The organism is Sphaerospermopsis torques-reginae ITEP-024 (genome assembly GCF_019598945.1).
In the GTDB taxonomy this organism is placed as follows: Bacteria; Cyanobacteriota; Cyanobacteriia; order Cyanobacteriales; family Nostocaceae; genus Sphaerospermopsis.
On the sequence record NZ_CP080598.1, the window covers coordinates 2,993,683 to 3,017,584 of the forward strand.

Genomic DNA, 23,902 nt, shown 5'->3' on the forward strand with positions numbered 1-23,902 from the left:
TATCCGTTTTTTTTAAATTACTATATAGGCATAAAGGTACATGGTACAGATTATTTATGTCTAAGAGATTTAATAATTTAGATGCTGCATTGAAATATCTCAGATCACCAGAAGCCGCTCCTGACGCAGAAATCCCAGACGCACCAGCCGGGACTGCATTAAGAAAATATCAGGACTACAAAGCAGGAAAGGTGATAATCCAATACACCCGCGCACAAGACAGCCTGCCGGGGACATTGAATTTAGTAACAATTAAGCCTTTCGGATATTTGCCGGCAAGTACCGTACTAGTGAGGGTTACGCTAAGCAACCGGTCTGCGGGGCAATATTCCACAGTGGGATTAACGGAGGCGGCTCTTGGTATTACCAAGATAGCCGCAGAAAACGACACTTCTATAGAGTTGGCGGGCTTTAAGCCCGCACGCTGCACAGTCCGGAACACCACTGGCACTTCCGCAGCACCAAAAGATTCAAAAATTACCGGGCTTAAATATAAAGTTAAAGCGGGCGCGACGTACACTTTCCCACTAGGGAGAACCACCCAAAAAGCATCTTATTTTGAACAAAAATCCGCGATAATTGCCTTAGTGGAAACTCAAGCAACAAGAAGCGTCTCTTTTACTCCCGAAAAATTCTGATGGAATTATTCTTAATAGAAATTCATCCTACCGGGGCGTGCGAAGATGAAATCAAGAATTTGATTGAAAGAGAGGAGATAGCTATGCTTGCCAGGGAGAAATTCATGACTGGGGAAATCTCCTTCTCCGACTTTCTTGATTGTCTGGAGATTGCCCAAGTTGATGTTAACGATTTTCTAAACATCAATGATGAAAATGCAAGGTTAATAGGATTTTGAATATGGGGCGCGTAGTTGAATTTAACTCTCAGAATTGGGATTCGTTTTATAGTTTTTCAGCTACGGCTGGGACTACAGGCGGCGACAGTTCTCACATCCCAATCCCCCCAACTACTGCTCCTCTCATTCTATCCTCTTCTATCATTGCTGCTTATGTCTCAACGCCCGTCCCGTCCGGTCGGCGCTGGACTTTTGGAGGACGGGCTGTCAGAGAGTTCAAAAGCGGGTTGTTAGTGGGGGGAAGTGCTGACGTAGCTTCCCGTCCAGAGTTTATGTATGTAAATAAGCTGACTATAATTTTTTTCCCAAAAGTCAGTGTCGATTATTCTTTATCATTTTATTTCCCAGCTTGGTTTAAATCAGTTAGTTTGCAATGTTGGCAATACACGGGTCCGGACGACACCACTAGTGATATCGCTTTAGCTCAAGAATTTGCGAATCTTAACTTTAAGATTGACCAGTTATTGAATAACCAATATTAAAATGACAGAAATAGAAATTTTAATAGGATTTATAGGAATAGAACTTGCCTTAGCCTCTTTCCTTTATAAAATCTTTAAAGACTTTCAAATACAAGTACAAGAAGAAATTGACTCCAAAACTAAAACCAATTTTTTAGCCTTGGAATCAATTATCAAACCCACATTCCGCACTTCAAAATGTAGTACATATACAAGTATCATAAGCAGCATAGAGTGTTAAATATAAATACGCAATCAAGAAAGTAAAAATATAGACTTTAATTCCCATTTGACTACTAAAGAGAAACTCATAAGGCATTGAGAATAAATTCAGGAAAAAATGAGAGAATGAGACTGAAGTACCTAAAAATGCCTTCATAATATGAATTACCAAACAGAAGAAATTGAGAGTAAAAACATAGATCACTTAGGAATAATCGCAGGAATAATAGATGAAATAGGAATAGTAGAAAAAATCAACGAGATATTTTCAATAGATATCAGAGAGAAAGTAAACACAGGAGAAGTAGTCAAAGCAATCATTCTCAATGGACTAGGCTTTGTATCAAGACCACTATATTTGTTCCCAGATTTCTTTAAAGACAAAGCCGTAGAACATCTAATAGGAACAGGAATAAAAGCAGAAGATTTAAACGACGATAAAATAGGTAGAGTCATGGATAAACTCTATAAATATGGATTAACTAAACTATTCTTAATCATTGCCTTAGAAGTAGTAAAGAAATATGGAATAGACACAAAATATTCCCATTTAGACTCAAGCTCATTACATTTACACGGGGAATATAAGAATTGCGTAAATAATCTAGAGAAAGAACTAGGAATAAATCGAGAACATCCAATAATGATTACACAAGGATATTCTCGTGACCATCGCCCAGACCTAAAACAATGTATATTAGATTTAATAGTAAGTAGTGATGGGGATATACCATTATTTTTTAGAGGGGCATCAGGAAACGAATCAGATAAAGCAGTATTTGCTCATATCTTAGTAGAATATTCTAAACAAATAGATTTTGAAAGTATCATGGTGGCTGACAGTGCATTATATAGCGAAAGTAATTTAAAATTAATGTCAAACATGAAATGGATAAGTCGAGTACCATTATCCATTAAAAAAGCAAAAAATTTAGTGAAAGCCTCCATAAATAATGAAATGAAAGCCTGTAAAATCAAAGGTTATAGCTATATCGAAGAGAAAGTATCTTATGGAGGAATAGAGCAAAGATGGTTATTAGTAGAAAGCGTAGAGAGAAAAAAAGCAGACTTAAATAAACTAGACAAAAAAATCCAAGAAGAGTTATTAAAAGCTAACAAACAAGTAGATAAATTAGAACAGGAAGAATTTGCTGATAAATCTTTAGCCGAGTTGAAAATCAAAGAAATAACAGCTAAATTAAAATATCATCAAATATCAGACTATCGAATTACCGAGACATTAAATCAAGGGAAAACAGCAGTTTATAGAGTGAAATGTAAATTAAGAGAAAATCAGGAGTTAATTACACAACAGCAAAACTCTTGTGGCAGATTTATTTTAGCCACCAATATTTTGGATGCTCAGGAGTTAGAGTCAGAAGAAATCCTCAAAATATATAAAGAACAACAATCTACAGAAAGAGGATTTAGATTTATCAAAGACCCGTTATTTTTCGCGGATAGTCTGTTTGTGAAAAATCCCCAAAGAGTAGAGACAATGATGATGTTAATGGCATTATGTCTTTTGGTTTATAATTTAGGACAAAGACAATTAAGAATGTCATTGAAGGCACAAAAAGCCACAGTTAAAAACCAACTGAATAAACCTACAGAATCTCCCACATTAAGATGGATATTTCAGTGCTTTCAAGGTATTCATCTTTTGATGGCACAAGGATTTCAACGAATTCTTAATTTAACGGAGTCGCATTGTCATATCTTGCAATTCCTACCTACTACTTGTCAAAAATATTATTTATTATCTTAGTTTTCTCTCTATTTTTACTATTTCATCGGTTATCTTTTTGATAACTGATTCCACACCTTGAATTAAATATTGTTATTGCAATAGCTTTTAAACACCTTCTAAAGCTCAACTTTGTGTGTCCATAATTTTGTTTTACATTGATACGTAATTGTTCAAACCATAAGTTTTAATTTACCGTCAATGTAGTTTGTTTATGCTACTTTTTGAAGTGCGGAATGTGGGTGCTAATATTAACGGTGGACAAGGTGGACAAGGTGAACAAGGTGGTAAAGAGGATAAAAGTAAGTTCAATTACAGCAGATATCTACAAGCTTTAGGTATTGCTTATTTAAGTCCCCCAGAAATTGGTAACATCACAGATAAAGAAGCAATGTTAGCTCAATACCAAGGTTGGGAAGACTAGGAAAACTGATTTATTTATAGGCTTCTTCCACTAAGATTCAACTACTAAGAATAAATCCCGCTTTTAATCCAATTCAATTTAATAAGTAACTCAACCACAAAAAAAGATCCCCCCTTGAACTTGTAGGGGCGAAGCATTCGGAGGGAATATCAATGGTTTCAGCGATAGGTTATCACCCGAATGCTTCGCCCTTACGATTAATGAATCGGTGTTCTAGCTTTAAAAAGGGGGGAAATAGAGTCAAAGTCCTGCTTATTAAGGGAGATTTAGGGGGATATATCTACTCAAAACAGCAATCAATAGCTAACTCTGCATGATTAACTAAAACCTCTTTTTCCAGTTGATAAACTGGATATTGAGGGGTTATTTTTAATAAATTTTCCACTCTCTCTTTAGCCGTTTCTACTATCTCTTCATTTAAACTACCATTACTCAAACAATTCGCAAAATCTTCGGCTATTTTATAAGTTCTTTCCAAAGATGAAGAATTGATATTTCGTGATACTATAAATAAATCACAGCCAGCATTAAAAGCTCGTGCAACTGTTCCCGGACGCATGAACATATCCGCAACAGCTTTCATATCTAAATCATCGGAAACAATCACACCTTGAAAATTTAATTCTTGGCGTAAAATCTGATTTAAAATTGTTTTAGATAATGTCGCTGGAACTTCTGGATCAATTTGCGGGAACAAAATATGTGCTGTCATTATTAGCGGTATTTGTTCCTGAATTAAAGTTTGAAAAGGAATTAATTCTCGGTTTCGTAAATCTTCTAAACTTAAATTTAATATTGGCAACTCTAAATGAGAATCTGTGCTAGTATCTCCATGTCCAGGAAAGTGTTTAGCACAACCAAGAATACCCTCTTCCCTGAGTCCTTGATAATATTCCCGCGCACCTTGACTAGCAGTTTTGGGAGTGATCCCAAAAGCACGAGGTCCAATAATAGGGTTTTGGGGGTTAGAAAAAATATCAGCGACAGGAGAAAAAGAAAGATTAATTCCCAGTGATTTTAATTCTAACGCCGTGGCTTTTGCTACTTCATAAGCTTGTGAGCGCACCAAATAAGCACAAGGAAAGCGAGTAATGGGAAATGGCGTTCTGACAACCCTTCCACCCTCATGATCTATACTGGTTAACAGCGTTTCTCGTTCAGTATATTCTCTAATTTGTTTAAGTAAATTTTCAAAGCCTTTTAACCAAACTGGATAAGGAACACCATCAAGAAAGTTTTTAGTGAAAAAAATCACCCCCACGGGTTTTAACTCACTCAACGCCCGCTTATCATCATCACTAAGATCTGTACCAGAAACACCGAAAATTAAATGATTACCGAATTTTTGTAAATCTTTCATATTCAGAATATCAAGGAGTCAGGAGTCAGGAGTCAGGAGTTCAGGAGTTCAGGAGTTCAGGAGTCAGAAGGTAAATATTTCTCTCCAGTCCCCAGTCCCCAATCACCAATCCCCAATCCCCAATCCCCAATTTCTCAAAGCCATGCCAAATGTAACAGAATGCAAAGTATAATGAAAACGACAAAACTATTAAGAAATATTGAAAACAGTAGGTTTAAATGCGAGTAGCTATTGCCGGCGCTGGTTTAGCAGGACTTTCCTGCGCTAAATATCTAGTAGATGAGGGTTACACTCCCATTGTTTTAGAACGGAGGGATGTACTCGGTGGTTTAGTAGCAGCGTGGAAAGACTCAGATGGCGACTGGTACGAAACCGGTTTACACGCCTTCTTTGGGGCATACCCTAATATGCTGCAACTACTCAAAGAGTTAGGTATTGAAGACCGACTCCAGTGGAAACAGCATACCCTGATTTTTAACCAACCAGATAAACCTGGAACACTTTCCCGTTTTGATGTTCCTGACATTCCCTCACCATTTAACATCATTGCTTCCATTATGCGGAACAATGATATGTTGACCTGGGAACAAAAGATCCGTTTTGCCATTGGTTTGTTTCCTGCCATAGTGCGGGGTCAACAGTATGTAGAGGACATGGACAAATACAGCTTTGCTGAATGGTTAAAAAGACAAGGTATAGGTGAAAGAGTCGCCAGTGATGTATTTATTGCTGCTTCTAAAGCCTTAACCTTTATCAATCCCGAAGAAGTTTCCTCTACAATTTTATTAACCGCCCTCAATCGGTTTTTACAAGAACGGTACGGATCAAAAATTGCTTTTTTAGATGGTTCACCCACAGAAAGACTTTGCCAACCCATCGTAGATTACATTACCGAACGGGGTGGAGAAGTCAGACTCAATGCCCCTTTAAAAGAAATCTTACTTAATGCCGATGGTACAGTCAAAGGTTTCTTGCTACGGGGTTTAGATGGAAAACCAGATGAAGAAGTGACAGCAGACTTTTACGTTTCAGCCATGTCGGTTGATCCATTAAAAGTGATGTTGCCAGAACCTTGGAAAAAAATGGAATTTTTCCAAAAACTAGACGGTTTAGAAGGTGTACCAGTAATTAACCTGCATTTGTGGTTTGATCGGAAATTAACAGATATTGATCATCTATTATTTTCGCGATCGCCCCTCCTCAGCGTTTATGCTGATATGAGTAACACCTGTCGGGAATATGCTAACCCGGATCGTTCAATGTTGGAATTAGTTCTCGCACCCGCCAAAGACTGGATTAGCAAATCTGATGAAGAAATCATCTCCGCTACTATGGACGAGTTGGAAAAACTCTTTCCTGACCACTTTACAGGAGACAACCCAGCAAAACTGCTGAAATCTCATGTCGTCAAAACGCCCCGTTCAGTTTACACAGCTACCCCTGGTCGTCAACAGTACCGCCCAGACCAAAAAACCCCTATAGCCAACTTCTTTTTAAGCGGAAGTTATACCATGCAACGCTATCTAGGCAGTATGGAAGGTGCAGTGCTTTCTGGTAAGCTAACAGCACAGGCGATCTCTCAAGCGCCATCGGTAGCCAATACTTCCAACCTGCAAACGCTAACTCGACCGCCCGCAACGAATGCTGCAACTGCCTGAATCCCCCCCGCGCATGAAAACGCTGGTCTCTGTAGACGAGTCCTACAAACTTTGCCAAGAACTCACAGCCAAGTACGCCAAAACCTTTTACCTGGGTACATTGCTGATGAGTCCGGCAAAGCGTCAATCTGTTTGGGCAATATACGCTTGGTGTCGCCGTACAGATGAATTAGTAGATGGTCCTGCTGCTGCTAGAACCACCCCAGAAACCCTAGAACTATGGGAAAAGCAGTTGGACTCAATTTTTGCTGGACACCCATTAGACAATTACGATGTCGCTTTAGTAGATACCCTGCAACATTTCCCTTTGGATATTCAACCCTTTCGGGATATGATTGCAGGTCAGCGCATGGATTTATACCGCAGTCGCTATGAAACCTTTGAGGATTTGTATCTCTATTGCTACCGCGTTGCTGGCACTGTGGGTTTAATGTCAACCACAATTATGGGTGTAGATACCAGCATCTACACCGCCCCTTGGCATCGGAATCAAAAACCCTACTTACCCATAGATGAAGCGATCGCCCTGGGTATCGCCAACCAACTAACTAACATTCTCCGTGATGTAGGCGAAGATGCACGTCGGGGCAGAATTTATCTTCCCCTAGAAGACTTGGCTAAATTCAACTATAGCGAAGAAGAACTTTTCCAAGGTGTATTAGATGACCGTTGGCGTTCCCTAATGCGTTTTCAAATTGAACGAGCTAGGGAATTTTATACTAAAGCCGATAAGGGAATTACTTATCTTGACCCGGATGCCCGTTGGCCAGTGTGGGCAGCATCTATGCTCTATGGACAGATTTTAGATGTAATTGAGCGCAATGATTATGAAGTTTTCAGTCAACGTGCTTATGTTCCCCAGTGGCAAAAATTACGTACCTTACCAGTGGCTTGGATGCGATCGCAAGTGCTATAGAAGGAGGCAGGGGGCAGGGAGCAGGGGAGGCAGGGGAAGCAGGGGAAGCAGGCTCACAGGGGTAGGTTTTTAATATTATCTGTTAAGGCAGGACAAGGAAGACAAGGAGGGAACGTAGACAAGGAAGATTTTATACAAAAAATGGTCTGTTGAGCGTCGGTTTTTGTGACCAATTGTACATTATTTGTACGTATTTCCGCCCTTGTCCACTGTCCTTCCTTGTCCTCCAAGTCTTGCCCTCACGACAATGTAAAATACCTACCCTTGTGAGGGGGAAGCAGGGGAGGCAAGGGGAGATTAATAACCCAATGCCCAGTCACCAGTCCCCAGTCACCAGTCCCCAGTCACCAGTCCCCTTTTCCCTGACAAATCACAAAATATCTCTTGACGAACCAAAAATTCTCTGCTAACATAGTATAGTATTACCTCTGGAGAGGTGGCTGAGTGGTCGAAAGCGGCAGATTGCTAATCTGTTAAGGTGTCACAACCTTCCAGGGTTCAAATCCCTGTCTCTCCGTTACTAAAGCTCTTGTATACAGAAATCGAGCAAACCTACCCCAATAAATAATCAGTAGGTTTGATGATTATTCACTTGTTGAATACATTGAGCTTAATCAGACTCTACTCCTAGTTGAATGAGCATTGTTCTTAACTTTGAGTTTTCGTCTTTTAACCATTGATTTTCTAGTTTTAATCTTTCGAGTTCTGTTAATTCTTCATCGGCTTTTATTAATTTGTCGAAAGCTTTGTCATGAGTGCTTTTTTGCATCCATCTTTGATAAGTTTTACAATGTTCCTCTACACTATGTCCCATCCACTTTGCAGCTATATCTACTATAACGCCTAACTCTGATGATCTGATAGCGTATCTATGCCTTAAATCATAGGCAGGGTTCTTAAATCCATATTTATGAAATAATTTGTTTAATTGACTAACTTTGTATTCTAAACAGCTACCCTCACTTTCACATTGACTAATATTTAATAAATCAAATCTTTCCACCCATTGTGGATATAATGGGTAAACTTCTCTTTCACCTGTTTTTGTGTCATCTGGAATATATAGCACGTATCTTTTATTTGATGACTCAACAAACCGTTTTAAACAATCATCAGTTAACTGAAACATCTCCGAAGGTCTTAAACCATAAGTCAAATATTTCACCAATCACCAATCACCAATTTTCATCAAAAATATTTAGTTAGAAAGTTTGTGAGATATACAATAAATTATAAATTATAAATTATAATCTTAATTACTGGTTTGGTCAACAGAGGGTACTCTGTTGATAGACTTATTCCTTTAACTCCAAATGTTAATGTTATTATTTACAATTTGGAGCTTGAGTCATTAACCAGCTACACTAAGCAGTTAGTTTAATAATTGATTTTCAAGCTCCTCAACATAGAGGAGTGAAAGGAAGATATGCCAAAATTGAGTGTTTCCCTAGCCTTGAGTTTAGTAACTATAGCAAGTAGTTTGTTCATGGCTGCTTGTGAAAATACCACCACAACTAATACAAATACCCCAGCAAACACCACTACCACAGGTGCTAGTGCTAAAGGTTTAAAAATAGGAACTTTATTACCAACAACAGGTGACTTAGCTTCCATCGGTCAACAAATGGTTGGTTCAGTTCCCCTACTGGTAGAAACCGTCAACGCTTGCGGAGGTGTGAACGGAGAACCAGTCACATTAATAGAAGTAGACGATCAAACAGATCCTAAAGCTGGTGCAGCAGGTATGACCAAACTCGCAACAGTAGATAAAGTTGCTGGTGTCGTGGGTTCATTTGCTAGTAGCGTTTCTACCGCTGCTGTTTCCGTTGCTGTACCCAATAAAGTCATGTTAATTTCCCCTGGTAGCACCAGTCCCGTATTTACCGAAAAAGCGCAAAAAGGAGATTTTCAAGGATTTTGGGCGCGGACTGCTCCCCCAGATACTTACCAAGCATTAGCTTTAGCCCAACTGGCTAAGAAAAAAGGTTTTAAACGAGTTTCTACCGTCGTCATCAACAACGACTATGGTGTAGGTTTTGAAAAAGCATTTGTGCAAACTTTTGAAAAATTAGGTGGAACAGTAGTTAATAAAGATAAACCAGTTCGTTACGATCCCAAAGCCCAAACCTTTGATACTGAAGCTGCTGCTGCTTTTGCAGGTAAACCAGATGCGGTATTAGCAGTCATGTATGCCGAAACGGGTAGTTTATTCCTCAAAGCTGCTTACCAGCAAGGTGTAGCTAAAGGAGTACAGATTATGCTCACTGACGGAGTAAAATCAGATGCTTTCCCGGAACAAGTGGGTAAAGGTCCTGATGGTAAATATCTGTTAACTGGGGCTATTGGTACTGTTCCTGGTTCTGATGGTAAAGCATTAGCAGCCTTTAAGAAATTGTGGCAAGAGAAAAAAGGCGGTTCACCAGGAGAATATGCACCTCAAGCGTGGGATGCTGCGGCTTTGTTGGTATTATCAGCCCAAGCAGCTAAAGAAAATACAGGTGTCGCTATTGCTAGTAAACTTCGAGAAGTTGCTGCTGGTGAAGGAACAGAAGTTAGTGATGTCTGTGAAGGACTGAAGCTACTGAAAGAAGGGCAAAAAATCAACTACCAAGGCGCAAGCGGTAATGTAGATGTTGATGCTAACGGTGATGTAGTTGGTGTCTATGATGTTTGGACCGTAGGAGATGGCCGCTTGTAAAGTCAAAGTGGGGTGGGACATGTGTATAGGGGCCGCGGTGGTGGAAGGGTGCAGGGGGCAGGGGAAGCAGGGGAGGCAGGGGAGGCAGGGGGAGAAAAATTATATTAGTTCTTTATTCTTCAATTCTTCTGAACTCCTGAACTCCTGAACTCCTGAACTCCTGAACTCCTATCTAAAATCCACCAAAGTTGTACCCAACACCAACTAACAAACCGACATCAGTTTGATTAAAAAATCCTGCATTGATAGCGGCTGTGGCAGTGAATCTATTATTTAGAGGTATATCAACACCACCTGTCACCATGACAGCAGTTTCCGAGTTGTTACCAGTTTTAATAGCTGCACCAACTCCCACATAGGGAGCTATGGGTAAAGGTTCACTAAATGGATCTCCTATGGGCTGGAAGGAAAAATCATAAGTTAGGGGAACGAGAAATACAGTATCATCCCCTAAAATGGCCGATGGTCTAACTGATAGAGTCCTGGTGAAACCAACTTTGCTGATGACTGTAAAATTACCATCGCCCAAGGCTGAAGATCCGCCACTTAACCCGATATTGCCAGCAACGCCAACATAGCTACTACCACCACGGGTAGGTCTTCCTAGATCAATATCTGCTTGTGCTATTTCTTTCGGCTGTGTGACTTGAGCCGCAGATGGTTGGGATGTAGGTTCTGTATTTTCCGCAGTCAAGATTGTTGATGAGGTAGCTACTGTCCCTGGAACGGGTATGATTGTCCGATGAGTCGTTTTTAGAGTAGCGACATTGGGAAATTGCTGTACTTCAGACATGATAGCGGTATCAGGCTGGGTTGTCTGAGCAGTTGCACAAACGCTGCTACCTAAAATTGTCAGGGCGGCTAGACTTGGCACACAAACAAAATGTTTACGTAGAAACATAGTATTCACATTCACTCCTACATGAATTATGATGACAACAGATATTTTGTTGCTGTGGGTTTAATGTAACAAATTTGAGCAATATTCAACATTTAAAACCAAAAAAACATTTTTTACATCTTTAATTTGACATAAGCAATTAGAATCTCAGGATAGATTATGAATATGGTGAATCCTGAATCTGATAGATGATTTATAGCACTGATGTACAAGTTACAAAAGTTATCAAGAGGGGTGGCTTTTCCCTATTCCCGATTTCCTATTGCCGATTCCCTAGTTAGTTGTAAATTTTTGTAATCAGATGTTTTCCAGAGTAGAAAGCTAATATCTATATGGTTAAACTAACACAAAGTGCATCTGTACTGTTAATAATAGAAATTGTAGATATGGCACTATAGCCTCAATGATTCCAGTTCAACTGATCCTAAAAAACTTCCTGAGTTACCGTGATGCAATTTTAGATTTTGGCGGTTTGCATACGGCTTGTATTTGTGGTTCTAATGGTGCGGGTAAATCTTCTCTGCTGGAAGCTATTACTTGGGCTATTTGGGGTGAAAGCCGTGCCACTGTTGAAGATGATGTGATCTATTCTGGCGCAACAGAGGTCAGAGTTGATTTTACTTTCTACAATAATTTACAAAAATATCGGGTGATTCGTACCCGTGTCCGGGGTGCAACTAGCGTTTTGGAATTTCAAATTGAAACTCCGGCTGGTTTTCGGCCTCTGACTGGTAAGGGGATGCGAGCAACCCAAGATGTGATTTTACAACATATCAAGCTTGATTATGAGACTTTTATTAATTCTGCTTATTTGCGCCAAGGTCGGGCGGATGAGTTTATGCTCAAGCGTCCCACGGAACGGAAGGAAATTTTAGCAGAGTTATTAAAACTTAATCAATATGATCAGTTGGAAGAAAAGGCTAAGGATAATTCTAAACAGTATAAAGGACGGGCGGAAGAGTTAGAACGTTCTTTGGATAATATTAAATCTCAACTTCAACAACGGGAACCAACTACAGCAGAAAAAGCAGATTTAGAAGTTCAACTCAATCATCTGCAACAACAGCAAGCTGCTGATAATATTCAATTACAAAGTTTGAAAGTTATTCAAAGTCAACGCCAAAATTTAGAGGAAAAACTGAGTTTTGTCAGACAGCAATATCAAAATCTTAGTGAAGATTGCGATCGCCTAAATCAAGACAAGTTAGCTGTCAAATCCCAATTGGCAGCTTTAGAATCTATTTTACATCAATCCGACCAAATTCAAGCTGGATACTCTCAATTTCAAACTTTGCAATCTCAAGAAGAAGTTTTTGCTATTAAGTTTGAACAACATACCCGCGCTATTACTTTAAAACAACAACAACAACAGCAACTGGATAAACAAATTCAATCTATTGAACGCAAAATACAAGCAGCAGAAGCTGAATTAAATAATTTAGAAAAAGAACAACAAGAAATTAAACCAATTTTGAAAAAATCTGGAGAAATTGAAACAGCTTTATCTCAATTATCTGCTGCACGTGATCATCTTAACTCTTTAGAAAATTTGCAAATACAAGTCAAACCTTTATTAGAACAAAGAGCAAATTTACAAACTGAATTAGAACGTATCCATAGTAGATTATTAGCAAGTTTAGAACAGTTACAAGAGAGAGAAAAACAAATTGAATTTCAAATTCGCAAACAATCCCAGTTACAACAAGATGTGATAGAAGTAGATTTGCAAATTGAAGAGTTGGAAAAGAAGCGAGTTTATTTGCAAAGGGTACAGGACAAAGGACATGAACGTCGCCATTTTATAGAACGTTTACAAGCTCATCAAAAAGACTACGAAAAATTACTAGGAGACTTAGAACAAAAAATACAACTTCTCCAAAATCCTAATGCTTTGTGTCCCTTGTGTGAACATCCTTTGGATGAAAATCACTGGCATCGAGTAATACAAAAAACCCAAATAGAATATGAAGATACTCAAGGACAATTTTGGGTACTGCGGGAACAGATGGCAGTTTCTGACCGAGAAATTCAGGTATTAAGGCAGGAATATCGAGAAATATCGCAGCAAGTAGCAAATTATGACGCTTTAAGGGAAAAAAAGGGGAAATTAGCAGCCCAGTTACAAGCGTCGGCTGAACTGCAAACGCAACTACAACAAGTTTTAACAGAGAAAGAAAAGTTACAGATTGCTTTAGAAGGTGATTATGCACCTGATAAACAAGCAGAAATTCAAGAGTTAGATGAATATATCAAACCACTGAATTACAATGAACAAGATCATGCTTTAGCTAGAAGTGTAGTAGAAAACTTACGATGGGCAGAAATTAAACAAGTCCAGATTAAAGATGCCAAGAAAAAACAAGCTCAAATAGCAGCGAGAAAACCAGAGCTACAAGCTATGATTGAGGAATTGAAGGCGCAAATAGCATCAGAACAAACAAATTCAGAGATAGCAAGAGGAATATTAGCACTAGAAACCCAAATTACAGAAATTGCTTACAGTTCTGAGCAACATAGTAATATTCGTAAAGGTGTTAAGGAGTTTCAATGTTGGCAGTTACCCTATCAGCAGTTATTATCTGCTCAACAGCAATATCCCCAACTTCAGAAAAGATTGGAGGATTTAACAACTGCTTATAAGAGCAGGTCAGCAGATCAACAAAAACTTGCGATTGAAATAAATAGTATTGTAGAGCAATTAAAAGTTAGTGCGAATCCTGTTGAGCAAATTCAGGAGTTAGAGCAGAAAATAGCCATTTTTCGCCGAGAAATGGATGAAAAAATTGCGTATTTGGGGCGTTTAGAACAACAGATACATCAGTTAGAACTGCTGCAAAATCAATATGAGCAAGAACAAGAACAATTAAAATACTGTAAACAGCAACAGCGAGTTTATCAGGAATTAGCGCAAGCTTTTGGTAAAAATGGTATCCAAGCTTTGATGATTGAAAATGTGTTACCCCAACTAGAAGCTGAGACAAATCTGCTCCTGTCGCGGTTGAGTGCCAATCAATTGCACGTACAATTTGTTACTCAAAAAGCGGGAAGAAGTGGTAAGTCAACGCGGAAAAATGCCAAGTTGATAGATACCTTAGATATTTTAATTGCTGATGCAAGGGGTACACGAGCTTATGAAACGTATTCGGGTGGAGAAGCGTTTAGGATTAATTTTGCGATTCGTTTAGCATTAGCAAAACTATTAGCCCAGCGTGCGGGTGCAGCGTTGCAGTTGTTGATTATAGATGAAGGATTTGGTACACAGGATACAGAAGGGTGCGATCGCCTGATTGCGGCCATAAATGCGATCGCTGCTGATTTTGCTTGTATTCTCACTGTTACACACATTCCTCATCTCAAAGAAGCATTTCAAGCCCGGATTGAAGTAAATAAAAATCAGCAAGGTTCACATTTATCATTGTCAATTTAATCATGATCAAATTGAAAGTGAACTCCCTGTTCCCTGTTCCCTAAAGATCAAGAATTATTCTTCCACTCGTTTAGTATTACCAGCTTTAACCCAACCTTCTTGATCAGTACCTGCAATGCGAATTTTTTGCCAATTTTTATCCGCGCTTTCTTCTAAGATAATCACTTTTTGATTACCACCAACACCACCAATACTTTGTGCATCTGAGGCTGGTTGATCTCGCATACTCAAACCTTGCGGCCAAGTTACAATAGCTTGATAAGCTCCTGGTGGTAAGGTATCAGGTGATTCAGTGGGAGTAGGACTAGGACTAGGACTAGGCTTAGGACTGCTAGTAGGAGTAGGTTTAGAGGTGGATGTAGCTTTTACCGGAGTGACTTTTGGTTTGTCAACTTTAGGTTGAGGATTATCATTAGCAAACATAGGTTTTTCGGGAGGAATGGCGGTACGATTAACAAAATAGAGAGCTATTGTGAGTCCGCTTCCTAATAAAACTGCGATCGCTAATACAAAACCAAGTATAAGTTTAAAAAAGCCGGAAATTATTTTCATATATTTTAGTCAGGAGTCAGGAGATCAAGGAGTCAGGAGATCAAGGAGTCAGGAGATCAAGGAGTCAGGAGATCAAGGAGTCAGGAGATCAAGGAGTCAGAAATCATAGAAAGTTCTTCTTCACTGTCACCTGTTCCCTGTCACCTGTCACCTTCTTCCCCAGTCACCAGCAAAATATTATTACATTTGACATTGAATGCGTTCACGTAGTGCGCCGGAGGCGATCGCTCAAAGAACTATGCTTAGAAGCCAAACGCGCTCTCCCCGCTGCTGCCCATTCTTGCAGTTTTTGGATCTGTTCTACCGCAGTTCGCGCCAAAGGGATAATTTGACTAGCCGCTTCTAAAATATCATCAGTTGTGAAATCACGATTTTGGCTAAAACCAATGTGCATGGCTTCAATTAACGTTTGTTCAATTTCTGCACCGGAAAAATCGGGAGTTTCGTAAGCTAACCGATCAATCTCATAACTTTTGAGGTTATGGGGACGCAAGCGGGATAAGTGTACAGTAAAAATGGCTTTTCTTTCTTCTTGGGTGGGTAAACCGACAAAGAAAATTTCATCAAATCGCCCTTTTCTTAACATTTCTGGGGGTAAAGCTTGAATATCGTTAGCGGTGGAAACGACAAAAACGGGTGAAGTTTTTTCTGCTAACCAAGTGATAAATGTCCCAAATACCCGGCTAGTTGTTCCCGCGTCACCTTTACTACCTAACCCAGAAAAGGCTTTGTCAATTTCATCAATCCACAATACACAAGGTGCAAGGGCTTCGGCAACTTGAATCATTTGCCGGGTGCGAGATTCTGATTCACCGACTAAACCACCAAATAAGCGGCCGACATCTAAGCGTAATAGGGGTAAATGCCAATGATGGGCGATCGCCTTTGCTGTTAAAGATTTACCAGTTCCTTGAATCCCCACCAACATTAAACCACGGGGATGCGGTAATCCGTACTGTCGCGCTCGTTCTGTAAATGAACCACCCCGACGAATTAACCAATCTTTGAGATTATCCAGTCCCCCAATATCAGATATTTGCTCAGTTGCCGGATAAAAGTCCAGGATTTGGGTTTGGCGGATAGTTTGGCGTTTTTCCTCCAAAACTAAATCAACGTCCTCTGGTTGCAATTCTCCGTGGGATGCGTTCGCGTCAGCGGTGCGTAGCACTATCGCCCTGGCTAAAACTCGGCGTATCCGTTCCATAGATAAACCTTGACAGGAACGCACCAAGTCATCAATAAATTTACCGGAAAGTGCGTTACCAGTGGCTTGTAATAGGCGTTCTACCTCGGTTTTTATTTCCGGTGCTGCGGGTAAGGGAAATTCCACCACGGTTAACACTTCGGTTAAATCGTCGGGAATAGCGATGCGTGGGGATAATAAAACTATATTTTTCGGTTGAGATTTCAGGAGTCTGGCTAAGTTGCGAAGTTTGCGAGCGATCGCCACATCTTCTAAAAAGCGGTGATAATCCCGAAGAATTAACACTGCTGGGGCAGAAGGGGGTAATTTTTCAATAAATTCTAATGCTTGGAGGGGGTTGCGTTTACCAAAGCCAGTATCATTGGGGTTGCCTTGATAACCATCCACAAAATCCCAGGTATAAACAGGGCGGTTTCCTTGGTTTGTCGCTTCTTCGCGGATAGCAGTTTCTACCCTTTCTTCTTCGTAGGTGGGGATATAAATGAGGGGGTAGCGGGCGCGGAGGAGGAGTTTAAATTCTTCGCGGAAGTTCATGATTTCGGTTTTTGGTAATTTTTGTTATTTTCCTATTTTTAAGGTAATGAACCACGTTCACCGGAGGTGTTCTCGCAGGGTAGAAGCGAAGGAAGCGAAGGAAGAGTACAATAGTTTTGTTTCGCGCAAAGGCGCTAAGGAGGAGAGAAGCAGATCCGTCTGGGAATGAATTCCCAGTCTCATAACGGAAGTCGGTTAAAACCGACTAAAATAATTCTCAAAAATTCAATATTTTCTCAGTCGTCTTGAGACGACTTTTGCTATTAGCCTGAGATTTCAATCTCAGGCGGATGTGGGTGATAGTTTATATTATCGTTTTGCAGTTTCTCAACTCTGTTGAGCTTTGAGCAGGAGTTCCCGTTGTTCATCTGTCATAGCAAAACGCCTTCTTTACGGATGTTCCTGAGTAATGAACCATTGCAGGTTTAATAGCGTATCCCTGACGGTACTCGTATCCCTTACGGGACCTAAGAAATAGGTATTGCTTTACCACTTACCAATGCTCCAATACCAAATCATCCACATAGTCAAAATCCGTATCATCTGTAACTAATATCCATCCCTTTTCCAAGCATTGAGCAGCAATCCAAATATCATTTATTGGAATTGGCCGACCTTTACGTTTTAATAGTAACCGAGTTCTAGCATAGATAGCGGTTGTTTCTATTCCTAAAGGTACAACTGTACAATTTGAAATAAACTCTAAATAACGAGGTAAATTTTGCAATGGACGAGATGAATTTTCAGCCCCAAATAACAATTCTCCGGCTACTACTAAAGGTAAAATAACTTCTGGTAAAGCCAATACTCTTTCAATAATTGCTGTGTCGCCATTTAAAAAACGAACTGCAACAGAAGTATCTAAAGCAATTTCACCACTCATTTTTATCTACCTGCCGACATTCAGCAATTGACTGTTTTATCTCTGCTGCTTCTGCATCACTTAAAATTCCTGCAAATTTAGCTAAGGGATGTTCTTTGCGTGTAGCTTTCACACGATGTAAATAATCTAGTAAAAGTTGCACAATATCATCAGGAGTTTCTTCTAGTTCTTGGATTAGTTGTTCACGGTTGGTCATATATTTAAACCTCTAAAACTATTTGTTTAATTTGCGATTAATGGGCAGTTTTACCAATTTATGTTTGTGTGCAAACTGCTTTTTTTGTAAATCTTTAAAAATTGCTTTTAAATCATATCCAAATGATTTAGCATATTCTTCTCTATATTTTTCAATCTCTTCTACAATTTCATTTTGGTACATAATTACATCTCCAAGTTTGATTCTATCAATTCATAAGGTGTACAAATGATTGCTAAATCATAGCCAATTTCAGCACAAATTTGTGATAACTTCCTTTGAATTTGAGCGTTGGCGATATGCTTACAGTTCCATGTTAGCAGATAATCTAAACCATAAACTGTGGCTAATGCAATATGTATAGCGTCGTTCGATGCTTTTGGCGGAAGATTGCTTTTGTTGATAAATAATTCTGCTAGTTGTAGAGTTTCTTCTGTAAGTTCTAGGAATGTTAATGATTCTAATAAATTCAATCTTGCAGTGGCGATCGCCTGATCTCCTTTAGCTGCTTCATCCTCTACCAGTTCGGATGCATACAGAATAAATGACTCTCTACGATCATTCTACCAATCTTGTGTAATCTTGATGTTAGCTGCAAGAATTAGGTTGTTTGTTGGTCGGGCGGTTAAATGTCCTAAAATACTGGTTTCAATGTAAACACTTTCTCTCATGGGAAATTACTAAAAGTTATCAAGGTTAAGAAGGAATGAACCACTTTCTGCGAAGCAGTTCCCGAAGGAGCATCCCAAATGTGTAATTTGATTTTTTGGTAATCTTTGAATTGCTACAAAGTCCTAATATGAATGAACCGCAAAGAACGCAAAGGACACAAAGGTAAGAGAGTTTAAGAGAGTTTTTGGTGTTGCTGCGGTTATTTTTTCAAAATTGGGATGCTCCCGTTCCCGAAGGGTAAAAGCGAAGGAAGCGAAGGTAAGAGAGTTTGAGAGAGATTTTTTGTTGGTTTTGGTAACTTGATAATATCGTTTGATTTTGGCAAGATGGCGATCGCTCTCCGAGACTATCAGAATATAAGATTGATGAAAAAGTCTTTTCATGTAGTCATTGATGGTTTATTTCATTTTCCTTAATTTCACTAGCACTTCTTTTTCTAAACCTGTAGACCAACGGTATTTATAGCTTTCATGTTCGTAGCGACTAACCTTTTCCTTGAGGGTTTCTATAGATGTAATCAGTTTTTTTACATCTTGTTGAGTTTGAATATTCTTAATAACAGCCGCAATTTTTAAGTAATAGTTTGCTATCACATCTGCTTCTTCTTTTGAGGCATGATGATCTTGATGATACCGTCTTATCTTCCCAGTCATTTCTTCAAAATAAGAGGCTATACTTCTGACTAGAGCTAAATCTAACTCATCCAGTTTTTTATTTTCAGAATTAATTTCTCCCTGATTTGATATATTAGAAATATCTGATTCATCAATAAACGCAGATGTTTGAATTGGTTCTGAATTTTGAACTTCAGCTTTACCAACGATATATTCTAGGGTTTTGACACAATCCAGAAAAGATAATATATTACGGGCTATCACCTGTTTTGTATGAATATTGATAATTCCGTAGCTAGAACCTTCATTGACTACAGCATATTGTCCCTGTACTGTAACATAAGCGTTTGTGTCTATTCTGTTTATATCACTCATAGTATTTGGTAGGGTAAAGTTCATCTGTCATAGTAAAACGCCTTCTTTACGGATGTTCCTGAGTAATGAACCATTGCGGGTTTGATAGTGGGTTTCATCCATAAAAAGACAGCTAATAACAATATCATATTCTAGGGAAAGATCAGCGATCGCTTTTCCTGTGCGTTTAATTTCTTCACCTGGGTTAACGGGAGGTTTAAGCACTACCAGCACATCTATATCTGATCCGGGTTCTGCATCACCACGCGCTTGAGAACCAAAGAGAGTGAGGTTTTTTAGGCGATCGCCATACAGGTTAGTTAGTTTTGTTTTTAGGCGAGTCAGAATAGGCTGAAGGTTAATATTCATGGTGATGAGGGCGATATGTATTTTTTCACAATAATTAGGCATACAATAGCTGATTTTGAATTTCATCAGCCATTAAAGTACTGACCAAAATGCCAACCCGTTGTGCAATTTCATAAGCATTTTTCTGAGGGACAACGATAATTCCAAAATGCTGTTTTTCTTCCTCTATAAATTGAAGATGCAATCTTTCAAAATCAACTCGGTTATGGGTGAGGATACATCTACCTAGAGAAGTGGCAAATTCTAGCTGTTCACGATCAGTTTTTCCCAGGGTTGCTTGTTCAGGAACAGTTGTCACATCCAAACCACGAGAACGCAAAAGGGTGGCCACTAATGCGGACATATCCTCATCTATATAAAGTGCTGCAAAAATAGTCATATTGAACCTATTGTATTTTTTACAGCAGGATGTACCAATTCATTAGGTACTTGATTTCGTTCAATATAATCATTAATTTCTGCTTGATGATCTAGATAAAAACTCAAGGCATCAAATACTTGTGCTAGTGTTAAATGCGGTAAATGATTAGGGATTTCTTCTGGCATAATTCCTAATCGCCATAGACCAACAATAGCACGGATAGATGTACGAGTACCTGTAATAATTGGTTCTCCACCTAAAATTTCAGGATTGCGTGTTACATATCTTGAGGATGTTTCAGCAAACATAAGAAAAGTTGCTCAAGTAGTCTGATGTTTTCTCTAGTTTATCTTATGCGATCGCTTCCCCGCAGGCATCGCACTCAATTGGCTTCGTTAATATTTGTCAACCGATTGGAGCGTTATATTTTTTGACTTTATAATTAAATGCAAGTACAGTAGTAGTCTAATCATTTCAACCTTATATGAAGAAACAGATATTATACGGAGTAAGTAATGAAAATAAACCAATTCCTTGGTATGAAGGGTTTGATGTTCATGCAGATGGAAGCATAGATATACGTCTGAGTGGTGTTAATTTTTTTGAGATAGAAGAAGAACTCTTGCCAATAACTTGGCGGGATATTTTTAATTCAAAATTACATGAGCTTTGTAATAAGACAGAAATTTATCACCAAAATATAATTAAAGATCCGTATCCTTTCACTATATTTGACAAGTATTGTGATCGCCTTTGGACTATGCTGAGGAATTACTGTCATCCACAATCTGATGCGGAAAGAGCTTTTTTTGAGCTTTACTGTGAATTATGTCTTCAAAGTGAAGAACATTGTTCATTTCTTCCTGCTCTAATTCCGAAAGTATATATAAATTGGGATTCCTGTAAAGAACAAAGACGTATAAACGAAAAACCTTACATAGTAGACTTCGTTTTCAAAAGTCCTAAGTTTGGCACAAATAATCTAGTTATAGTTGAAATAGATGGTCGTTCTCACTATGCTAATTATGATAAGGATAATGATTCTTATATCTTATCTGAGGATAAATATGCTGAACATTTGAAAAAAGATCGTTGGTTAAGAAAACAAGGTTTTAAAGTTTTCAGAATAGGCAATAGCGAAATTAATTATCTAACAAACCTCCCTGAAAAAAAAGACAAACTTAAAAAGTTTTACTTTTTCTTTCAAGAAATATTTGGTGACATTGTTTACAGCGAAGGGTATCATGATTTTACAGATATTTACTAGATCAAATATAAAAATATTACCTAAATTCAGCAACCTTGCAATCAGCTTGAGCAGTAACGCACTTTTTATGTGCTTGTTGCAAGACTTCACCTTGTATAAATTACACTCTTGTTTTCACTATTTCTTTGCGTCTTTGCACCTTTGTGCGAGACAAGAAAATTTGGTTCATGTATCTGAAAATCGCTTTAGATATGTAGACGCTGGTTGTATTCCGGTTTTAGCTTTGACGGCTTCGCCTTCCGTAAGCGATACAAAAATCAAACCGGATTCCGATATTGACTCAAGTTGCTAGTCATCTAATTGAGGTTGGTACTTCGACTTTACTCAGTAACCAATGGGTAATTGATGATCAAATCGCTGTCTTCATCCTGTAAATCCTTAAATCCTGGACATCCTGATTCAGACAAAAACAACATAGCAACATATAAAAACGTCAATCAGTCCTAAATTTAGTTACAGTTAGATCACAAAATAAATCGTGAGGGGTGATACTATGCGTGTCTTGCTAGTTTATCCAATATTTCCCAAAACCTTCTGGTCCTATGAAAAAATCCTACAACTCGTAGATAGAAAGGTTCTCTTACCACCATTGGGTTTAGTCACTGTCGCGGCTATCCTACCCCAAGAATGGGAGTTTAAGCTAGTAGATCGTAACATTCGCCCAGCAACAGAAGAAGAATGGGCATGGGCAGATATAGTCATTTTCTCGGCTATGATTGTCCAAAAACAAGATTTATTAGATCAAGTCCGGGAAGCAAAACGTCGGGGTAAGTTGGTAGCTTTAGGTGGTCCCTATCCCACTTCTACACCCCATGAGGTACAAGAAGCTGGTGCAGATTTCCTGATTTTAGATGAAGGGGAAATCACTTTACCGATGTTTGTGGAAGCGGTAAAAAGAGGTGAAAAATCTGGTGTTTTCCGCGCCACTGAAAAACCAGATGTGACAACTACACCTATTCCCCGGTTTGATTTATTAGAATTTGATGCCTATGATATGATGTCTGTGCAGTTTTCGCGGGGTTGTCCTTTCCAATGCGAATTTTGCGACATCATTGTTTTATATGGACGCAAACCGAGAACCAAAACCCCTGCACAACTTTTAGCAGAATTAGATTATCTTTATGAGTTGGGTTGGCGGCGTGGTGTGTTCATGGTTGATGATAACTTTATTGGCAATAAACGTAATGTGAAATTATTGCTAAAAGAGTTAAAAGTTTGGATGGCTGAACATCAATATCCTTTCCGTTTTGATACAGAAGCATCTGTTGATTTGGCGCAAGATCCAGAGTTAATGGAATTGATGGTTGAGTCTGGTTTTGCAGCGGTATTTTTGGGAATTGAAACCCCAGATGAAGATAGTTTACAGCTAACGAAGAAGTTTCAAAATACCCGCAGTTCTTTAACTGATGCAGTACAAAGTATTATTAAAGCTGGACTGCGGCCAATGGCTGGGTTTATCATTGGTTTTGATGGAGAAAAATCTGGTGCGGGCGATCGCATTGTCAGATTTGCTGAACAAGCTGCTATTCCTTCTACTACTTTTGCCATGTTACAAGCATTGCCAAATACTGCTTTATGGCATCGTTTAACAAAAGAAGGACGACTACGAGAAAATCAAGATGGGAATATTAATCAAACCACTTTGATGAACTTTATTCCTACTCGTCCTTTAGAAGATATTGCACGGGAATATATTGAGGCTTTCTGCACTTTATATGATCCGGTGAAATATTTAGATCGTACCTATCGCTGTTTTTTAATGATGGGTTCACCTAAATGGAAAGCACCTTTTAAATGGCCGGAATTGATTGTTATTAAAGCCCTGTTAATAGTCATTTGGAGACAAGGAATAAAACGCGAAACCCGGTGGAAATTCTGGCATCATTTGTTTAGTATCATCAAACATAATCCCGGAGTTGCTGAACATTATTTAGCAGCTTGCGCCCATAATGAACACTTTTTAGAATATCGGCAAATTGTGCGCGATCAAATTGAAAGTCAGTTAGCTGCTTATGTAGCCCAAGGTGCAGAAAAACCTTATGTTCCAGATGTTCCAGAAAAGGAAAAAGTAGTAGCTTAACGAGGTGACAGGTGACAGGTGACAGGTGACAGTAAGAAGGGAATAGAGAATAAGGTAAAAAATTAATTCTTTCTCCTGACTCCTGACTCCTGACTCCTGACTCCTGACTCCTAACCATCAAAAAAAGACTTTCAAAAGCATTACCT

At 38.9% G+C, this 23,902-nt stretch carries 26 protein-coding genes and 1 tRNA gene; 13 read left to right on the forward strand and 14 right to left on the reverse strand.

The features are described from left to right. The first annotated feature begins 56 nt into the window (after nucleotides 1–56). From K2F26_RS13940 to K2F26_RS13965, 6 genes are all read left to right on the forward strand, one after another. The gene (locus tag K2F26_RS13940; protein WP_220608312.1) at nucleotides 57–638 is read left to right on the forward strand and encodes a hypothetical protein; all 582 of its coding nucleotides are present in this window, start codon (nucleotides 57–59) and stop codon (nucleotides 636–638) included. After that, nucleotides 638–856 (forward strand): hypothetical protein, encoded by a 219-nt coding sequence (locus tag K2F26_RS13945; RefSeq protein WP_220608313.1) that lies wholly within the window; start codon nucleotides 638–640, stop codon nucleotides 854–856. The genes K2F26_RS13940 and K2F26_RS13945 overlap by 1 nt, the downstream gene beginning before the upstream one ends. A 2-nt stretch (nucleotides 857–858) precedes the next feature. Continuing rightward, nucleotides 859–1,338, forward strand: coding sequence for a hypothetical protein (locus K2F26_RS13950; protein WP_220608314.1), 480 nt, complete (start codon nucleotides 859–861; stop codon nucleotides 1,336–1,338). A gap of 1 nt (nucleotide 1,339) precedes the next feature. Next, nucleotides 1,340–1,558 (forward strand): hypothetical protein, encoded by a 219-nt coding sequence (locus K2F26_RS13955; protein ID WP_220608315.1) that lies wholly within the window; start codon nucleotides 1,340–1,342, stop codon nucleotides 1,556–1,558. Nucleotides 1,559–1,699: 141 nt separating this feature from the next. Continuing rightward, entirely contained in the window at nucleotides 1,700–3,307 is a 1,608-nt protein-coding gene (locus K2F26_RS13960) for an IS1634 family transposase (RefSeq protein ID WP_220608157.1), read from the forward strand. Nucleotides 3,308–3,500: 193 nt separating this feature from the next. Next, complete coding sequence (locus tag K2F26_RS13965) at nucleotides 3,501–3,710, forward strand: hypothetical protein (RefSeq protein ID WP_220612018.1); 210 nt, start codon at nucleotides 3,501–3,503, stop codon at nucleotides 3,708–3,710. 280 nt (nucleotides 3,711–3,990) lie between these two features. Here the strand turns inward: K2F26_RS13965 and nagZ are convergent, their stop codons facing one another. Beyond that, the gene (gene nagZ / locus K2F26_RS13970) at nucleotides 3,991–5,070 is read right to left on the reverse strand and encodes a beta-N-acetylhexosaminidase (protein ID WP_220608316.1); all 1,080 of its coding nucleotides are present in this window, start codon (nucleotides 5,068–5,070) and stop codon (nucleotides 3,991–3,993) included. Between the two features lie 218 nt (nucleotides 5,071–5,288). Here nagZ and pds point away from each other — a divergent pair, with 218 nt between their 5' ends. The 3 genes from pds to K2F26_RS13985 all read left to right on the forward strand — a co-directional run bounded on the left by pds (nucleotide 5,289) and on the right by K2F26_RS13985 (nucleotide 8,161). Beyond that, nucleotides 5,289–6,728: a 15-cis-phytoene desaturase gene (gene pds / locus K2F26_RS13975; protein ID WP_220608317.1), complete on the forward strand. Its 1,440-nt coding sequence runs from the start codon at nucleotides 5,289–5,291 to the stop codon at nucleotides 6,726–6,728. Then, nucleotides 6,712–7,644, forward strand: coding sequence for a 15-cis-phytoene synthase CrtB (gene crtB, locus K2F26_RS13980; RefSeq protein WP_220608318.1), 933 nt, complete (start codon nucleotides 6,712–6,714; stop codon nucleotides 7,642–7,644). Before pds ends, crtB begins: the two co-directional genes overlap by 17 nt. A 430-nt stretch (nucleotides 7,645–8,074) precedes the next feature. Beyond that, a tRNA-Ser gene (locus tag K2F26_RS13985) sits at nucleotides 8,075–8,161 on the forward strand. Nucleotides 8,162–8,254: 93 nt separating this feature from the next. Here K2F26_RS13985 and K2F26_RS13990 read toward each other — a convergent pair. Beyond that, the gene (locus tag K2F26_RS13990) at nucleotides 8,255–8,713 is read right to left on the reverse strand and encodes an integrase (RefSeq protein ID WP_220608319.1); all 459 of its coding nucleotides are present in this window, start codon (nucleotides 8,711–8,713) and stop codon (nucleotides 8,255–8,257) included. Between the two features lie 357 nt (nucleotides 8,714–9,070). On the opposite strand from K2F26_RS13990, the gene K2F26_RS13995 reads away from it, so the two are divergent. Further along, nucleotides 9,071–10,342 (forward strand): ABC transporter substrate-binding protein, encoded by a 1,272-nt coding sequence (locus K2F26_RS13995; RefSeq protein ID WP_220608320.1) that lies wholly within the window; start codon nucleotides 9,071–9,073, stop codon nucleotides 10,340–10,342. Nucleotides 10,343–10,514: 172 nt separating this feature from the next. Here K2F26_RS13995 and K2F26_RS14000 read toward each other — a convergent pair whose 3' ends face one another. Further along, the gene (locus tag K2F26_RS14000) at nucleotides 10,515–11,243 is read right to left on the reverse strand and encodes a hypothetical protein (RefSeq protein ID WP_220608321.1); all 729 of its coding nucleotides are present in this window, start codon (nucleotides 11,241–11,243) and stop codon (nucleotides 10,515–10,517) included. Nucleotides 11,244–11,646: 403 nt separating this feature from the next. Here K2F26_RS14000 and sbcC point away from each other — a divergent pair, with 403 nt between their 5' ends. Continuing rightward, complete coding sequence (gene sbcC / locus K2F26_RS14005; RefSeq protein ID WP_220608322.1) at nucleotides 11,647–14,670, forward strand: exonuclease subunit SbcC; 3,024 nt, start codon at nucleotides 11,647–11,649, stop codon at nucleotides 14,668–14,670. Nucleotides 14,671–14,724: 54 nt separating this feature from the next. Here sbcC and K2F26_RS14010 read toward each other — a convergent pair whose 3' ends face one another. The 11 genes from K2F26_RS14010 to K2F26_RS14060 form a co-directional block, all read right to left on the reverse strand. Continuing rightward, entirely contained in the window at nucleotides 14,725–15,216 is a 492-nt protein-coding gene (locus tag K2F26_RS14010; protein ID WP_220611880.1) for an SH3 domain-containing protein, read from the reverse strand. Between the two features lie 208 nt (nucleotides 15,217–15,424). Continuing rightward, a complete protein-coding gene (locus K2F26_RS14015) occupies nucleotides 15,425–16,960 on the reverse strand; it encodes a Ycf46 family AAA ATPase (RefSeq protein ID WP_220608323.1) in 1,536 nt (511 codons plus the stop codon). A 493-nt stretch (nucleotides 16,961–17,453) separates the two neighbouring features. Continuing rightward, nucleotides 17,454–17,843 (reverse strand): type II toxin-antitoxin system VapC family toxin, encoded by a 390-nt coding sequence (locus K2F26_RS14020; protein ID WP_220608324.1) that lies wholly within the window; start codon nucleotides 17,841–17,843, stop codon nucleotides 17,454–17,456. Then, entirely contained in the window at nucleotides 17,833–18,039 is a 207-nt protein-coding gene (locus K2F26_RS14025) for a hypothetical protein (protein WP_220608325.1), read from the reverse strand. Before K2F26_RS14025 ends, K2F26_RS14020 begins: the two co-directional genes overlap by 11 nt. Before the next feature lie 18 nt (nucleotides 18,040–18,057). Continuing rightward, nucleotides 18,058–18,222, reverse strand: coding sequence for a hypothetical protein (locus tag K2F26_RS14030; protein ID WP_220608326.1), 165 nt, complete (start codon nucleotides 18,220–18,222; stop codon nucleotides 18,058–18,060). 2 nt (nucleotides 18,223–18,224) lie between these two features. Beyond that, nucleotides 18,225–18,512, reverse strand: coding sequence for a PIN domain-containing protein (locus tag K2F26_RS24800; RefSeq protein ID WP_246605360.1), 288 nt, complete (start codon nucleotides 18,510–18,512; stop codon nucleotides 18,225–18,227). A 321-nt stretch (nucleotides 18,513–18,833) separates the two neighbouring features. Continuing rightward, entirely contained in the window at nucleotides 18,834–19,094 is a 261-nt protein-coding gene (locus K2F26_RS14040) for a PAP/fibrillin family protein (RefSeq protein WP_220608327.1), read from the reverse strand. 15 nt (nucleotides 19,095–19,109) lie between these two features. After that, nucleotides 19,110–19,700: a hypothetical protein gene (locus tag K2F26_RS14045; protein ID WP_220608328.1), complete on the reverse strand. Its 591-nt coding sequence runs from the start codon at nucleotides 19,698–19,700 to the stop codon at nucleotides 19,110–19,112. Nucleotides 19,701–19,727: 27 nt separating this feature from the next. Further along, nucleotides 19,728–20,090 (reverse strand): nucleotidyltransferase domain-containing protein, encoded by a 363-nt coding sequence (locus tag K2F26_RS14050; RefSeq protein ID WP_246605361.1) that lies wholly within the window; start codon nucleotides 20,088–20,090, stop codon nucleotides 19,728–19,730. Further along, a complete protein-coding gene (locus tag K2F26_RS14055; RefSeq protein WP_220608329.1) occupies nucleotides 20,083–20,427 on the reverse strand; it encodes a DUF5615 family PIN-like protein in 345 nt (114 codons plus the stop codon). Before K2F26_RS14055 ends, K2F26_RS14050 begins: the two co-directional genes overlap by 8 nt. Beyond that, nucleotides 20,424–20,717, reverse strand: coding sequence for a DUF433 domain-containing protein (locus K2F26_RS14060; RefSeq protein WP_220608330.1), 294 nt, complete (start codon nucleotides 20,715–20,717; stop codon nucleotides 20,424–20,426). The genes K2F26_RS14055 and K2F26_RS14060 overlap by 4 nt, the downstream gene beginning before the upstream one ends. A gap of 176 nt (nucleotides 20,718–20,893) precedes the next feature. Between K2F26_RS14060 and K2F26_RS14065 the strand changes: the two genes are divergently transcribed. Together K2F26_RS14065 and K2F26_RS14070 are read left to right on the forward strand one after the other, a co-directional pair. Further along, nucleotides 20,894–21,676 carry an RAP domain-containing protein gene (locus tag K2F26_RS14065; protein ID WP_220608331.1) on the forward strand — a complete coding sequence of 261 codons (783 nt, stop codon included), beginning with the start codon at nucleotides 20,894–20,896 and terminating at the stop codon, nucleotides 21,674–21,676. A gap of 493 nt (nucleotides 21,677–22,169) precedes the next feature. Further along, on the forward strand, nucleotides 22,170–23,756 hold the full coding sequence (locus K2F26_RS14070) for a B12-binding domain-containing radical SAM protein (RefSeq protein ID WP_220608332.1): 1,587 nt from the start codon (nucleotides 22,170–22,172) through the stop codon (nucleotides 23,754–23,756). Nucleotides 23,757–23,902: the final 146 nt, after the last annotated feature.

Excerpts from the sequence above, each read along its gene's own strand:
- K2F26_RS14000 (WP_220608321.1), bottom strand. The coding sequence starts at position 11,243 with ATGTTTCTACGTAAACATTTTGTTTGTGTGCCAAGTCTAGCCGCCCTG.
- K2F26_RS13995 (WP_220608320.1), top strand. The coding sequence starts at position 9,071 with ATGCCAAAATTGAGTGTTTCCCTAGCCTTGAGTTTAGTAACTATAGCA.
- nagZ (WP_220608316.1), bottom strand. The coding sequence starts at position 5,070 with ATGAAAGATTTACAAAAATTCGGTAATCATTTAATTTTCGGTGTTTCT.
- K2F26_RS14045 (WP_220608328.1), bottom strand. The coding sequence starts at position 19,700 with ATGAGTGATATAAACAGAATAGACACAAACGCTTATGTTACAGTACAG.
- K2F26_RS13945 (WP_220608313.1), top strand. The coding sequence starts at position 638 with ATGGAATTATTCTTAATAGAAATTCATCCTACCGGGGCGTGCGAAGAT.
- K2F26_RS14065 (WP_220608331.1), top strand. The coding sequence starts at position 20,894 with ATGAAGAAACAGATATTATACGGAGTAAGTAATGAAAATAAACCAATT.
- crtB (WP_220608318.1), top strand. The coding sequence starts at position 6,712 with ATGCTGCAACTGCCTGAATCCCCCCCGCGCATGAAAACGCTGGTCTCT.
- K2F26_RS14050 (WP_246605361.1), bottom strand. The coding sequence starts at position 20,090 with ATGCCTAATTATTGTGAAAAAATACATATCGCCCTCATCACCATGAAT.
- K2F26_RS14070 (WP_220608332.1), top strand. The coding sequence starts at position 22,170 with ATGCGTGTCTTGCTAGTTTATCCAATATTTCCCAAAACCTTCTGGTCC.
- K2F26_RS14030 (WP_220608326.1), bottom strand. The coding sequence starts at position 18,222 with ATGTACCAAAATGAAATTGTAGAAGAGATTGAAAAATATAGAGAAGAA.
- K2F26_RS14060 (WP_220608330.1), bottom strand. The coding sequence starts at position 20,717 with ATGTTTGCTGAAACATCCTCAAGATATGTAACACGCAATCCTGAAATT.
- pds (WP_220608317.1), top strand. The coding sequence starts at position 5,289 with ATGCGAGTAGCTATTGCCGGCGCTGGTTTAGCAGGACTTTCCTGCGCT.
- K2F26_RS13960 (WP_220608157.1), top strand. The coding sequence starts at position 1,700 with ATGAATTACCAAACAGAAGAAATTGAGAGTAAAAACATAGATCACTTA.
- K2F26_RS13965 (WP_220612018.1), top strand. The coding sequence starts at position 3,501 with ATGCTACTTTTTGAAGTGCGGAATGTGGGTGCTAATATTAACGGTGGA.
- K2F26_RS14040 (WP_220608327.1), bottom strand. The coding sequence starts at position 19,094 with ATGAAAAGACTTTTTCATCAATCTTATATTCTGATAGTCTCGGAGAGC.
- K2F26_RS14025 (WP_220608325.1), bottom strand. The coding sequence starts at position 18,039 with ATGACCAACCGTGAACAACTAATCCAAGAACTAGAAGAAACTCCTGAT.
- K2F26_RS13955 (WP_220608315.1), top strand. The coding sequence starts at position 1,340 with ATGACAGAAATAGAAATTTTAATAGGATTTATAGGAATAGAACTTGCC.
- K2F26_RS14020 (WP_220608324.1), bottom strand. The coding sequence starts at position 17,843 with ATGAGTGGTGAAATTGCTTTAGATACTTCTGTTGCAGTTCGTTTTTTA.
- K2F26_RS14015 (WP_220608323.1), bottom strand. The coding sequence starts at position 16,960 with ATGAACTTCCGCGAAGAATTTAAACTCCTCCTCCGCGCCCGCTACCCC.
- sbcC (WP_220608322.1), top strand. The coding sequence starts at position 11,647 with ATGATTCCAGTTCAACTGATCCTAAAAAACTTCCTGAGTTACCGTGAT.
- K2F26_RS14055 (WP_220608329.1), bottom strand. The coding sequence starts at position 20,427 with ATGACTATTTTTGCAGCACTTTATATAGATGAGGATATGTCCGCATTA.
- K2F26_RS13950 (WP_220608314.1), top strand. The coding sequence starts at position 859 with ATGGGGCGCGTAGTTGAATTTAACTCTCAGAATTGGGATTCGTTTTAT.
- K2F26_RS13940 (WP_220608312.1), top strand. The coding sequence starts at position 57 with ATGTCTAAGAGATTTAATAATTTAGATGCTGCATTGAAATATCTCAGA.